Source organism: Microvirga rosea (assembly GCF_020595095.1).
GTDB lineage: Bacteria > Pseudomonadota > Alphaproteobacteria > Rhizobiales > Beijerinckiaceae > Microvirga > Microvirga rosea.
Window position 1 is genome coordinate 24,493 of the sequence record NZ_JAJDOP010000003.1, and the last position, 13,034, is coordinate 37,526.

10 protein-coding genes are annotated in these 13,034 nt (G+C 58.8%); 9 read left to right on the plus strand and 1 reads right to left on the minus strand.

Annotated elements, in window-relative coordinates; all coding sequences use genetic code 11:
• The first annotated feature begins 21 nt into the window (after positions 1-21).
• The 8 genes from LJD17_RS08240 to LJD17_RS08275 all read left to right on the plus strand — a co-directional run bounded on the left by LJD17_RS08240 (position 22) and on the right by LJD17_RS08275 (position 10,252).
• Positions 22-1,494, plus strand: a complete 1,473-nt coding sequence (locus LJD17_RS08240; RefSeq protein WP_227383703.1) for a M81 family metallopeptidase — start codon at positions 22-24, stop codon at positions 1,492-1,494.
• Between the two features lie 68 nt (positions 1,495-1,562).
• Positions 1,563-3,191, plus strand: coding sequence for an amidohydrolase (locus LJD17_RS08245; protein ID WP_227383704.1), 1,629 nt, complete (start codon positions 1,563-1,565; stop codon positions 3,189-3,191).
• A 116-nt stretch (positions 3,192-3,307) separates the two neighbouring features.
• A complete protein-coding gene (locus tag LJD17_RS08250) occupies positions 3,308-4,897 on the plus strand; it encodes an ABC transporter substrate-binding protein (RefSeq protein ID WP_227383705.1) in 1,590 nt (529 codons plus the stop codon).
• A gap of 83 nt (positions 4,898-4,980) precedes the next feature.
• Positions 4,981-5,916 (plus strand): ABC transporter permease, encoded by a 936-nt coding sequence (locus LJD17_RS08255; protein ID WP_227383706.1) that lies wholly within the window; start codon positions 4,981-4,983, stop codon positions 5,914-5,916.
• A gap of 9 nt (positions 5,917-5,925) precedes the next feature.
• The gene (locus LJD17_RS08260) at positions 5,926-6,747 is read left to right on the plus strand and encodes an ABC transporter permease (RefSeq protein WP_227383707.1); all 822 of its coding nucleotides are present in this window, start codon (positions 5,926-5,928) and stop codon (positions 6,745-6,747) included.
• The gene (locus LJD17_RS08265; protein ID WP_227383708.1) at positions 6,744-7,724 is read left to right on the plus strand and encodes an ABC transporter ATP-binding protein; all 981 of its coding nucleotides are present in this window, start codon (positions 6,744-6,746) and stop codon (positions 7,722-7,724) included. Before LJD17_RS08260 ends, LJD17_RS08265 begins: the two co-directional genes overlap by 4 nt.
• Positions 7,717-8,730 (plus strand): ABC transporter ATP-binding protein, encoded by a 1,014-nt coding sequence (locus tag LJD17_RS08270; protein WP_227383709.1) that lies wholly within the window; start codon positions 7,717-7,719, stop codon positions 8,728-8,730. Before LJD17_RS08265 ends, LJD17_RS08270 begins: the two co-directional genes overlap by 8 nt.
• A complete protein-coding gene (locus LJD17_RS08275) occupies positions 8,723-10,252 on the plus strand; it encodes a L,D-transpeptidase family protein (protein WP_227383710.1) in 1,530 nt (509 codons plus the stop codon). The genes LJD17_RS08270 and LJD17_RS08275 overlap by 8 nt, the downstream gene beginning before the upstream one ends.
• A gap of 168 nt (positions 10,253-10,420) precedes the next feature.
• Here the strand turns inward: LJD17_RS08275 and LJD17_RS08280 are convergent, their stop codons facing one another.
• On the minus strand, positions 10,421-11,290 hold the full coding sequence (locus tag LJD17_RS08280) for a MurR/RpiR family transcriptional regulator (protein WP_227383711.1): 870 nt from the start codon (positions 11,288-11,290) through the stop codon (positions 10,421-10,423).
• A gap of 97 nt (positions 11,291-11,387) precedes the next feature.
• On the opposite strand from LJD17_RS08280, the gene LJD17_RS08285 reads away from it, so the two are divergent.
• The gene (locus tag LJD17_RS08285; protein WP_227383712.1) at positions 11,388-12,998 is read left to right on the plus strand and encodes an ABC transporter substrate-binding protein; all 1,611 of its coding nucleotides are present in this window, start codon (positions 11,388-11,390) and stop codon (positions 12,996-12,998) included.
• Positions 12,999-13,034: the final 36 nt, after the last annotated feature.

A 13,034-nucleotide genomic window follows, 5' to 3' on the forward strand; every position in this document is an offset into this window, starting at 1 on the left:
CGTGGGAGGGAGAAAAGCAAGATGGTGAACCGCGTCCTTGTGGCTGAGTTCATGCACGAGACAAATACGTTCAGCGTCCAAGTGACCGACGAGAACGCATTCCGGAACAGCTGCTACTATCTCGATAACGATATTCCTGGCGCGTTCGGCGGCACGCGCACCTCGATGGGCGCTGCATTCGAGGCGGCCGAGAAGTATGGCTGGAGCGTCGTTCATCCCATTGTGACCTCCGCGAATCCGTCCGGCCGGGTCACGGACGATTTCTTCGACGCGGTCTCCGAGCGGATTCTCAATTCCTGCCAGGGAGTGGATGGGGTCCTGTTGCATCTGCACGGGTCGATGTCCACTCAGACGCATGACGACGGGGAGGGCGAGCTGCTTGCCCGTATCCGCTCACGCGTAGGTCCGAATATACCGATCATGGCGGTGCTGGATCTGCATGCGACGCTGACGCAGAAGATGGCCGCCAATGCAAATGCCCTGATCTCCTACCGGACATATCCGCACATCGATCAATACGAGCGGACCTGGCAGGCGGCGGAGCTCCTCGAGAAGGCCATGGGGGGAGAGATTAGCCCGAAGGTTGCGGTGTCCCGCCGGCCGATCCTTTATGCGTTGGATGGCGGCCGCACGACCTCGCCGCCCATGATGGAGCTTCTGTCCCGGGGAGACCGGATCGAGGCCGCAGGGCAGGCTCTCGTGGTCAGTGTTCAGGCCGGCTTTTCATCTGCGGATGTGCAGGATATCGGGCCGTCCATTGCGGTAACGGCTAATGATCTGACATCCGCACAATCCATCGCCGACGAATTGATGGACTATGTGTGGGAGCAGCGGACGTTTTCATCGATCCACTTCACGCCTCTCGAGCAAGCGATTGCGAAGGCCAAGGCGGGCGAGGGGAGAGCCGACAAGCCGCTCGTCATCGCGGATTATTCGGACAATCCCGGTTCCGGTGCCTACGGAGACGCGACGCGCCTTCTTCAAGCCGTGCTGGATGCGGATCTGCAGAATGTCGGATTCTACGCCATCTGCGACCCCGAAGCGGCCTTGCAGGCTCAGGCCGCCGGTGTCGGAAACAGCGTGACTCTCATGCTGGGTGGCAAGGTCGATCCATCCATGGGCGGCGGTCCCATCAAGGTGACGGCGCATGTGGCCGCACTGACGGACGGCAGCTTTATCGCTTATGGACCGATGGGCGGCGGCGCGCGACGCAATTACGGTTTGAGCGCCCTGCTGCGCGTGGGCGGGGTCGAGATCATCGTGATCAGCCATAATGGTCAGGCGACGGATCTTGGACAGTTCACCTCGCTTGGTGTCGATCCTACGCGAAAATCGACGATCATCGTCAAGTCGATGCAGCATTTTCGTGCGGCGTTCGAGCCGATTTCGCGGGAGGTGATCGAGGTCGACACGGGAGCGTTGTCGACACGGAACTTCTTGGAGCGCCCCTATAAAAATATCCGCAGACCCATTTGGCCCCTCGATCCGCTGTGACCGGCCAACCCTCGCTCGTTCCTACGCACGAATGAGCATCCAAGGATGCGTTGAAGGAGAACTCTGTCGTGTCGCCTAAAGCAGATGTCGTTTTGCAGAATGGTCCGATCTGGTGCGGACGGGAGGAGGGGGTCGCCGAGGCCCTTGCGGTGTGGCAGGGCCGGGTCCTGGCTGTCGGGAGCCAAAAGGAGATTGCGCCGCTCATCGGGCCCGCAACGCGTGTGATCGATCTCAACGGACGCTTGGCGACCCCCGGACTCAACGATTCACACCTGCATCTGGTGTCTCTCGGCTTCATGATGGACTGGGTCGACGTGACTCCCGCATCGGCGCCGACCCTCGACGGACTTCTTTCGCAAGTTCGGGAGCGGGCGTCCAAGTCGCGCCCGGGTGAATGGATTCTTGCTCGCGGCTATGATCAGACCAAGCTCGACGTCGAACGTCACCCGCACCGTAGCGAACTCGACACGGCCGCGCCGGATAATCCGGTTATGGTCGTACGGACGTGCGGTCACGTGTCGATCTGCAATTCGCACGCGCTGCAGCTCGCAGGGATCGACGAGAGCACGCCTGCGCCCGCCGGCGGCCTTATCGAGCAACGCAACGGAAGTCTTACCGGTCTCCTGGCCGAGAACGCGCGCGGACCTGTCTGGGCCGTCATCCCATCCCCAACGGAGGACGACCTCGTCGCCGCCATCGAGCGGGGCGGGCGCTACCTCCTGTCCTACGGCATCACGAGCTGCATGGATGCGGCGGTCGGCCAGCGAGGAGGATTTTCGGAAATTTCCGCCTATCATCGCGCCAAACGGGAAGGGCGACTGCCTGTCAGAACATGGCTGACGCTACTGGGAGATCCTGATCGCACGATCGTTCCGCAATGCTACGAAGCGGGCCTGATCTCCGGCACGGGCGACGACATGCTGATGATCGGCGCGGTCAAGTATTTCCTCGACGGTTCGGCTGGCGGTCGCACCGCATGGATGTCCGAGCCTTATCTCGGCGAGGATCGGACGACCGGGGTCAAGATTCTGACGGATGACGAGCTCGACGCTCTGGTCATGGACGCGCATGCCAAAGGCTATCAGCTTGCCTGTCATGCCATTGGCGATGCCGCCATCGAGCAATTGATCGGCGCCTATGAACGCGCCCTCGAGGAGCTTCCCGATCCGGACCGGCGGCACCGCATCGAGCATTCCGGCTTTTCCACCCCAAAACAACATGAGCGCATGCTGAAAGCCGGCATCTATCCGTGCCCGCAACAGGTTTTCATCTACGATTTCGGCGATGCCTATGTGTCCGTGCTCGGTGAAGAAAGAGGATTGAGCAGCTATCCCTTCAAGACATGGTTCGATCTTGGTCTCAAGCCTGCCACGGGAAGCGATGCGCCAGTCTGTGATCCGAATCCGTTCCCGAATTTCTACAGCATGCTCACACGCAAGACATGGAAGGGAACCGTCATGGATGCCCGCGAGCGTGTCACGATTGAAGAGGCGCTTCAAGCTTACACGGAGTTCGGCGCGTTCTCGCAGAAACTGGAAAATACCAAGGGACGTCTCGTGGAAGGACAACTGGCGGATATCGCCGTGTTCTCGCGAAACCTCCTGACTGCGAAGCCCGAGGATCTGCTTGACAACACATATTGCGATCTTACGATCCGAGGAGGTGCGATTGTTCACGATCGTCTTGGCGTGACTTAAAAAACAAGAGGGACGCGCCTGGACGCCAAAATGCACTGACGACGGAATGCTTGTGGCCGAGCGGTCCGGCTTTAGCCGGCGACGCCGTGGACGCCAAACGTCATGGAGGATCAACTGTGTGGAAGAAGCTAATCGCAACAACGGCGCTTGCCCTCGTTATCGGTGGGGTTGCCGAGGCGCAGACCCCTCGTAAGGGCGGTACGATCCGCTTTACGGCGCCCTACGGCTCGAGTTTCGCCAATCTCGATATTCATACGTCCAACCGCGCCCAGGACGAAATCTGGGCCAAGGCCATTCATCGCACGCTGTATAATTGGGATGCGGTCAACAACAAGCCCGTACTGGAGCTTGCAAAATCGGTGAGCGTATCGAGCGACGGCTTGGTTTATACCTACAAGCTGCGCGACGATGCGATCTTCCATCATGGCCGCGCGATGAACGCGGATGACATCATCTGGACCTTCACGCGTCTGATGGACGGAAGCAAGGCCTATCCGGGCGCGCGCTATATCCGCATCATCAAAGGCGCGGTCGAGGTCGAGAAGGGGCAAGCCAAGGAAATATCCGGTCTCAAGAAGATCGACGATCACACCATCGAAATGACCCTGACCGAGAAGGTGGATCCCGGCTATTACTTCTACCAGTCGATGCTCTCGATCTATCCGGCCGATGAAGCGAGCAAGGACTCGTTCAACTCGAAGCCGATCGGCCTTGGTCCCTACAAGTTCTCGGAATATGTTCCCGGTTCCCGCCTGGCGGCGGAGCGGTGGGAGAAGTTCTATAAGCCGGGAATGCCTTATGCGGACAAGGTGGTGATCTCGATCATCGGCGAGGCGGCCGCGCGCGACGTCGCTTTCCGGAACAAGGAGATCGACGCCTCGATCCTCGGACCGGCGCAATACGTGGCTTATAAGGCCGATCCGGCGCTCTCGAAAGGGATTCTCGAAGTCGCGGAGGTCTATACCCGCGTCATGGGTCTGAATCCCACCTTCAAGCCCTTTGCCGACAAGCGGGTTCGGCAAGCGATCAACCACGCGATCGATGCCGATCTGATCATCAAGCGGCTGAACAAGGAAAAGGCTTATCGCGCCACGAGCTGGTTGCCGTTGTCCTCACCGGCGTACGACACCGGCCTGAAGCCTTATGCCTATGATCCCGAGAAGGCCAAGAAGCTGTTGGCCGAGGCAGGCTATCCTCAGGGGTTCGAGTTCGAGTGGACTGCGACTTCCAATGAAAGCTGGGGCATTCCGATTGTCGAAGCGGCGATCCCGATGCTGGAAAAGGTGGGCATCAAGGTCAAGATCAAGCCTGTCGAAGGCACGGTGCTCTCCGAGGTTGCACGAAAGGGCGAGTATCAGGCTTTCATCTGGTCGCTCTCGACGGGACCGGATCCCCTGGCCGCGCTGAAGTGCTTCCACTCGGCAACGCCACAGACGGCCTGCAATTACACCTTGTTCAAGAACCCCGAGTTCGACAAGCTTCTCGACGAAGCGAGTGCGACCTCCGATCCTGAGAAGCGTATCGAAAATCTGAAGAAGGCCAACGCCATCGTCTACGAAGAAGCGCCGATGTGGTTCTTCAACTACAACAAAGCGGTGATGGCATACCAGCCCTGGCTCAAGGGGCTGCAGCCGAACGCGACGGAACTCGCCATTCAGAACTACGAGGAGATGTGGGTCGACGAGTCCTCGCCAGCCTCGAAGTAGGCGAGGTTAAGTGCAGACGATCCACTAAATCGTGAATCCTGACGCCACGGGCTCCGCGCCCGGGCGTCAGGCTGGAGTCCTGAATGCTGACATTCATCGTGCGGCGCCTGCTGCAGACATTGCCGATCATTTTTGCTGTCGCGGCTCTTATTTTTGTCCTGTTCAGCGTAATTCCCGGCACTTTCGCATCGAGTATGAGCGAAGACGGACGCAGCGTGCTGGACCCTGAGATCATGGCGCGCATGAACAAGGAGTTCGGCTATGACGATCCGGTCTATGTCCGGTTCGGAAAGTACATCAGACAGCTTGCAAGCTTCGATCTCGGGACATCCTTCAGAACGCGTCAACCTGTGATCAGCGTGATCGCAGACCGGCTGTGGCCTACGGCACAGCTTGCCTTCGCGTCCATGGTGTTTGCGATCGTGATCGGAGTGCCGCTTGGGTTCATCGCAGCGCTGAGGTCGGATAGCTGGGTCGACATGGTGTCCATGGTGACGGCTGTTTCCGGCCTTTCATTGCCGAAATTCTGGCTCGGATTGATGCTGATGTATCTATTCGCGCTGGTTCTCGGGTGGCTTCCGAGTTTTGGATATGGCGACGGCAGCTTTCGCTATCTGATCCTGCCGGCAGTTGCTTTGGGCGTCGCACCCATGGCTCTGCTGGCGCGAACGACCCGAGCTGCGGTACTCGACATCATGAATGCCGATTTCGTCCGCACCGCGCGGGCCAAGGGAATGAGCGAACGTCGGGTGGTGCAATGGCACCTGACGCGGAATGCTCTCGTTATCGTTCTGACCACGATCGGCCTTCAGTTTGGAACCGTCATCGGCCAAGCGGTTGTGGTCGAGAAGCTCTTTTCCTGGCCCGGTCTCGGATCGCTGCTCGTAGACAGTGTCACCTTGCGCGATATCCCGGTGGTACAAGGATCGATCCTGGTGATCGTGTTGCTATTTCTGCTGATCAATACTCTCGTCGATGTCCTCTGCGCGGTCATTGATCCACGCATCAAGTACAGCTGAGGCAACGGCATGAGAATCAGAGCCAATCTTTTGATCGGTGGAGTTCTTTTTACGACCGTGGTCGTTACGGGCCTGCTTGCCCCGTGGCTGGCCCATACCGATCCGGTCATGGACGCGAACCTCATGTATGCGGAGGAGCCGCCAGGAACCGAGTTCTGGTTCGGCACGGATGCTCAAGGCCGGGATATCTATAGCAGAGTGCTTTACGGCGCCCGGGTTTCCCTCACGGTCGGCATCGTCTCTCAGTTGATCAACACGGTGATCGGCGTTTGCCTCGGCCTGTCGGCCGGTTACTGGGGCGGTTGGTGGGACGATGTCGTCAACGGCCTCACCAACATGATGCTGGCGATCCCGTCCCTGATTTTTGCCCTCGCCATCATGGCCATCCTCAGCCCGGGGCTGACCAGTCTCCTGATTGCATTGGGGCTCACCAATTGGTCATTCACGTGCCGCCTCGCGCGAGCGTCGGCTCTATCGTTGAAAAGCCAAGGCTATGTTCAGGCGGCAAAGGTCCTGGGCTACAGCGATATTCGGATCATGCTGACGCAGTTGTTGCCGAATATGCTCGGACCCATCATCGTCATCGGAACGCTTGGAATGGGTGGCGCGGTTCTTGCAGAAGCGGCGCTGTCTTTCCTTGGCCTTGGCATACGCCCCCCGTTTCCGAGTTGGGGAAGCATGCTGTCCGATGCCCGCGATCAGATCACCACGGCGCCTTGGATTTCGATTTTTCCGGGACTTGCCATTTTCATCACTGTTCTGGGGTTGAACCTGCTCGGTGACGGATTGCGCGACATTCTCGATCCTCACTCACGGACACGACGTGCATGAGCGGGAACCCCCTCCTCGAAGTCGAGAATCTTCGGATCGACCTGACTGTCGGCGACACCAGGTTTCCGGCCGTCCAGGACATCTCATTTACCATTGAGCGCGGCGAAACCTTCGGCCTCGTCGGTGAGTCCGGTTGCGGGAAGAGCATTACATCGCTTGCTTTGATCGGTCTTCTTCGCCACCCCCTCAGCATAGGCGGGGGAAAGATCCGGTTTGATGGCCGCGAGATCCAAAATCTTTCACCCGGTGAGATGCGCAAGCTTCGGGGCAATCGCATCTCGATGATCTTCCAGGAGCCAATGACGGCGCTTAACCCGCTTTCGCCGATTGGCCGGCAGATCGCGGAAATGTTCGTGCTCCACAAGGGAGCATCCTGGCGAGAAGCCGAGCGAATGTCGGTTGAGGCTCTGGCGAGCGTCCGGGTGCCTGCTCCCGAGCGACGGATCAAGGACTATCCGCATCAATTGTCGGGCGGAATGCGCCAGCGCGTCATGATTGCCATTGCCCTGGCTTGTGAACCCGATCTCTTGTTGGCCGACGAGCCGACGACAGCTCTCGACGTTACGGTTCAGGCTGAGATCCTGGAGCTGATACGGGATCTCTCTGCCGCCCGGGGAACCGCCGTGCTCATGATCAGCCACGATCTCGGCCTGATCGCGAATATGTGCCGGCGCGTTGGCGTCATGTATGCCGGGCGTCTCGTGGAAGAGCGCTATGCCGATGAGATCTTCCAAAACCCGAGCCATCCCTATACCAGCGGGCTCGTCGCCTCTCTTCCGTTGCTCGGCGCGCGCCTGAAACACGGACGTCAACGGCTCAAGGAGATCGCGGGTGTCGTCCCGCCCGTGGCAGCGTTTCCGGCCGGCTGTCGTTTCAATCCGCGCTGCTATGCGGCGACCGATATTTGCAGGGGCCAAGATCCTGGTGTGACACCTCTCGCCAATGGCGGTCTCGTTCGGTGCCATCATCATGAATAATATGTCAGACGATGTGATCCTGCGGATCGAAAATCTCGCCGTGCACTTTCCTGTCGGAGGGGGCTTCCTCGGAAAGCCACGACGCCATCTGCATGCGGTGAATGGGGTCGATCTGGAACTCAGGCGCGGCGAATGCTTGGGCCTTGTGGGAGAGTCAGGCTGCGGAAAGTCGACGCTGGCGCTCTCGATTCTGGGGTTGCAGCAGCCGACCCATGGAAGGGTCGTTGTCGGTGGTCGCGCGATCGACGACGGGCTTGACCGCATGGCCCGGGCACGGATCACCCAGATGGTGTTCCAGGACCCATATTCCTCTCTCAATCCGCGCCAGACCATCCGCAAGACACTTGAAATCCCTCTTCGTGTCCACGGTGTCAAATCCGCAAGCGAGATCGATGGTCGTATCGCGGACATCCTCAAGCGCGTGGGACTGCGTCCGGAAGCTGCCGACCGTTACCCGCACGAATTCTCCGGTGGTCAGAGGCAACGCATCGGTATCGCCCGCGCCCTAATCCTCGAACCCAAGATCGTCATCCTCGACGAACCGGTTTCCGCGCTTGACGTCTCGATCCGGGCACAGATCATCAACCTGCTGCTTGAGCTCAAGGAAACCCTGGGGCTGTCTTATATCATGATCAGCCATGATCTCGGGGTCGTCGAGCATATGAGCGACCGAGTGGCCGTGATGTATCTCGGACGCATTGTCGAGACCGGCACCTGGGAGACGATCTTCAGCAATCCGGCGCACCCCTACACCCGCGCCCTGATCGCCGCAATTCCTGATCCATTCCAGCGCGGCAGCAGCGCCAAGATCACGGGAGAAATTCCAAATCCGCTGCAGCCGCCCACAGGGTGCGGCTTCCATCCCCGCTGTCCGGAGATGGCAGATATCTGCCGCATGCCGCCCACGCCGGAGCTGGAAGAAGTTTCAGCAGGGCATTACGTGCGCTGCCGGAGAGTGCACGAGCTCTTTGTTCCGAGGCTGAAAGAAGAGCAAATTCATGGATAGCGTCCCTATGGCTCAAGTCCCGACAATTTCCATTCGTGCTTCTCGTCCAGATGAAAACCCGTCGATCGGCACTCTCAGCATCGGCGACTGGAGTATCCCATGCACTGTCGGCGCAGGCGGGTTGGCTCCCATGACGCTGAAGCGGGAAGGGGACAAGCGAACGCCCATCGGGGTTTTTCCTCTGCGCTACGGCTTCTTCAATCCCGAGGCTCTGCCTGACTTCCCTGGTAATCTCGCTTTTCCCTTCGTTCCGATGACGCCAGGCATGATCTGGGAAGAGGAAGGTGAAAACTACAACCGGCTCGTTTATGCGGCAGGCGGTGAGCGCCCTGAGGACGAGCTTTCCCGCGCCCGAGACGAGAACCTGTTCGATGTCATCGTCCCGATTGGGTATAACGACGCGGTGCCGGAGGTGGGGCGAGGCAGTGCATTGTTCATTCATGCTGCACGGAGCGACATGAGAGGCACAGCAGGATGCATTGGCGTTCCACAGGAGAAAATGACGGAGTTCATACGCCGTCTCAAGCCCGGCATGGTTATCGATATCAACTATGCGGAAGCGCCAGACGAGAAAGTCTCAACCCCTGATGATCCGTTGGAAGCGATACGGTTCGTCGGACTTCAGCCTGGACCTAAGCTGATCATCATGGGAGCGGTCCATGGGAACGAGCCCTGCGGGCCGCAAGCCATCATGCGGGCGATTTCCGATTGCCGTTCCGGCCGCCTGAAGATCCGCCGTGGCGAAGTGACCTTTGTCCCGATTGCGAATCTCAAGGCCTATCGTCAGCGCACCCGCGAGGGTGATCGGAATCTCAATCGCGATCTGCGGGACAAGCCGGTTCCTGAGAACTATGAAGATCGAGTCGGCAACAGGATTTGCGCTTTTCTACGGCAACATGACGTCCTTTTGGATATTCACTCATTCCGTGGAGAAGGTGAATCTTTCGTGTTCGCGGGTCCTTTAGACAATTCCGGGGCTATTGAACCTTTTCGATATGCGAAGCCGGAGGGCGAGTTTGCCGTTCGTCTTGGCACGCAAACGGTCATCCATGGATGGCTCGGCGTCTACGATCAATTCCTGAAGAAGCGGGCGAACCTCGGATTGACCAATCCGAGCAGTGCGGAAGGCGTCGGCTCCACTGAGTACATGCGCTTTGCGGGAGGATATGGGGTCACGCTGGAATGCGGGAGCCATGACGACCCCGCCTCCGTGGAAGTCGGGTATTCGGCTATCCTGAACGCCCTGTCCCATCTGCAGATCATCGATGCGCCGCCGCCGCAGGTCTCCGCTCAAAACGCCATCCAGATTATCGATGTACTCTTATGCGAAGCCGAAGGCGATTGCCTGGCGGGTCAATGGAAGACCGGGGACGCAGTCCACGCGGGGGAAGCGCTGGTCTCGCGAGCCAACGGCGACACTGTCGTTGCACCGGGCCCGGGTTTCATCATTTTTCCGAACGAGAATCCGAAACTCGGCGATGGGCTTTGCTATTTCGGCGTGGCGAGCGAGCGAGTCTTCTAGAACGGGAGGTCGGCTCAGCCCGATCCCTGGCGGATTCATGGAATCCGCCAGTCGGGCATTCCGGTCGAGAAGACCAGACCCACTTTCATTGGCTTCTCCCTTGTCCCCGAGCAGTGAATTGTGGAGACGCTCCTTTGTCGCCGAGTGTGACGGAGCTTGATGGATACCTTAATAGAAAGTCCAGAGAAGGCTTTCACTGAGTTCCTTCAATGCTTCGACTGCATCTGGCCGCTCCCGCGCAACAGCGATGATGATTGCGTCAGCGAGCGCGAACATCGCTGAGGGAGAATTGGGCAGAAGTCGATTTCGCGCGGGGGCAAACAAGGTCTTGTTCGCGATGCGCGCCAGTGGCGATGTCGGTGCATCGGTTAGTGCGATCAATGTCGCGCCGCGCTTCTTGGCAAGACTTATCAATTCGACGGTTGCCCGAGAATAACGCGGCATGGAAATCGCGAGTATGAGATCGTCCGGGCCCGCCGACATCATATGCCGTATGGCGTGCTCCGGCCCCACGCGAGACGATGCGAAGATGACGCTCGCATCAAGATAAAGCGCGAGGCCTTCTTCAAGGTAGGCGGCCACATGATGGCTCGCGCCCGATCCAACGATGAAAATCCGCCGGGCCTGCAGGAGCGCATCGATAATCTGGGAGCAAGTTTCCTCATCCAAGGTGGAGATGGTGTCTGCCAGATTCGCGGCCTGATCCTTGAGGGCGGTAACAAAGGTTGTGAATGTCGATCCGGCGGAGGCACGGGCGTCTGCGAGGTCGTCTACCGGGCCCATCGCAAGTTTGAGGGCGGTTGAAAGGGCGGCGCGAAACTCGCCGTAACCGCCATAACCCAAACTGCGCACGAAACGTGTGACGGTTGCGGTCGAAGTCCCGCTTCTCTCTGCTAACCCTTCGATGGTCATTGTCGCCGTATCGAGCGGATTTTGCAGGACAAAATCCGCCGCGCGACGATGAGCCCCGCTCAAGGAAGAGTAGACGCCCCCAATGCGATTGGCGAGGTCCGTCGTCGGCTTCAGAGGAGGTGACATCGGTACTCCGGATAGGTTGACGTCATAATTTTTTCATGATTTCTAAAGTTCGAAAATAAATCTGTCAAAGACAGTAACAAGGGAACGGAGATCATCCATGCGTAATCGTATGTTATTTGCGTTTGTGGCCGGCACCTGCCTGCTGAGCGGGCCTGCCCTGGCCCAGACTCTGCGGATCGCACTGAGTTCGGAGCCTACCGCAATTGATCCACATTATCATGATTTGACCCCGAACAACGCCTTGGCGGCTCATATCTTCGAAGGATTGACCAAGCAGGACGAGAAGCAGAAGCTTCTCCCCGGACTTGCCACCTCTTGGGAGAACGACGGGCAGAACAAGTGGACGTTCAAGTTGCGTCCGAACGTGACGTTTTCAGACGGCAAGCCTTTTGTTGCTGAGGACGTCATCTTCACTTTCTGCCGCACTTTGAAGAATGAGACGGCCATCGCCGGATCCTTCGCCGACATCACCGGCAACTTTGCGGCCGTCGAGGCGCCTGACCCCCAGACACTCGTCATCACGACCAAAGCACCTGATCCGCTCCTGCCGAATTTCCTTTCAAGCGTTGGCATCCTGAGCTCCTCCATCGTTCCTCATGACAAGCTCACATTCGATCCTGCCAAGAACTGCGGCGTCACCGGGAACTGGCCTGTCGTAGGGGACTTCAACGATGGTAAGCTCGCCATCGGCACCGGCCCGTACAAGTTCAAGAGTTACGTGCGTGGCACGGGAATTGAAATCGAGCGCAACGAAAAATACTGGGGTCCGGCAGAGCCCTGGACCAGCGTGCGTTTCATTCCCGTTCCCAACCCGGGTCCGCGGCTCGCAGGCTTGCTCGCGGGAGACTACGACGTGGTCGAGAACCCTGCGGCGCGTGATCTTGGCCGGATAAAGGACGACAAGCGTTTCAGCTATGTCGTTACCCCATCGACGCGCGTGATCTATTTCCAGCTCGACGTTGGGCGTGAGCAGAGCCCGTTCGTCAAGGCGGACAATGGAAAGAACCCGCTTCAGGATCCGCGGGTGCGTAAGGCAATGTCGCTGGCGATCGATCGCGACGCGATCGTAAAGCGCATTATGGATGGCGCGGCGGAGCCGGCCTATCAATTCCTGCCGACAGGGATGTTCGGGACGCTTCCGAACCCGCCGGCGCTGCGGTACGATCCTGCAGAGGCGAAGAAGCTGCTCAGCGAGGCCGGCTATTCGAAGGGATTCCAGGTCACTCTTGCGACGACGAATGACCGGTATATCAACGACAGCCAAATCGCACAGGCTGTCGCGCAGTATCTCACTCAGGTCGGCATCCGCGCGGATGTGGATGCCATGACGCGCGCAATCTATTTCCCACGCAGATCCAAGAAAGAGTTTAGCGTCGCGCTTGGAGGGTGGGGCTCCACGAGTGGCGAGGCATCTTCCTTCCTGAAGCAGTGGCCGGCAACGCCTGACGAGGCCAAGACTATCGGCGGATCGAACTACGGCGACTATTCCGATGCCGAATTCGATAAGCTGATCCGGGCTGCGATCACGACTCTCGACGATGCCAAGCGGTCCGAGTTGCTTCAGAAAGCCGGTGCACGCGTCCTCGAAAGCAATGCATTCATTCCCTTGCATTTCGAAAGCAGCGTCTGGGCCTACAAGTCCAACCTGGCTTATACCGGTCGTGCTGATCAGTTCACCATGGCGATGTCGGTAAAGCCGAAACAGTAGGCTATGCGTGAGAGCGTCTGCAGTCAGGAGCACATG

Bases quoted from the DNA above. Each gene is read 5' to 3' on its own strand.
- LJD17_RS08275 (WP_227383710.1), top strand. From the start codon at position 8,723: ATGGATAGCGTCCCTATGGCTCAAGTCCCGACAATTTCCATTCGTGCT.
- LJD17_RS08270 (WP_227383709.1), top strand. From the start codon at position 7,717: ATGAATAATATGTCAGACGATGTGATCCTGCGGATCGAAAATCTCGCC.
- LJD17_RS08280 (WP_227383711.1), bottom strand. From the start codon at position 11,290: ATGTCACCTCCTCTGAAGCCGACGACGGACCTCGCCAATCGCATTGGG.
- LJD17_RS08255 (WP_227383706.1), top strand. From the start codon at position 4,981: ATGCTGACATTCATCGTGCGGCGCCTGCTGCAGACATTGCCGATCATT.
- LJD17_RS08240 (WP_227383703.1), top strand. From the start codon at position 22: ATGGTGAACCGCGTCCTTGTGGCTGAGTTCATGCACGAGACAAATACG.
- LJD17_RS08285 (WP_227383712.1), top strand. From the start codon at position 11,388: ATGCGTAATCGTATGTTATTTGCGTTTGTGGCCGGCACCTGCCTGCTG.
- LJD17_RS08265 (WP_227383708.1), top strand. From the start codon at position 6,744: ATGAGCGGGAACCCCCTCCTCGAAGTCGAGAATCTTCGGATCGACCTG.
- LJD17_RS08260 (WP_227383707.1), top strand. From the start codon at position 5,926: ATGAGAATCAGAGCCAATCTTTTGATCGGTGGAGTTCTTTTTACGACC.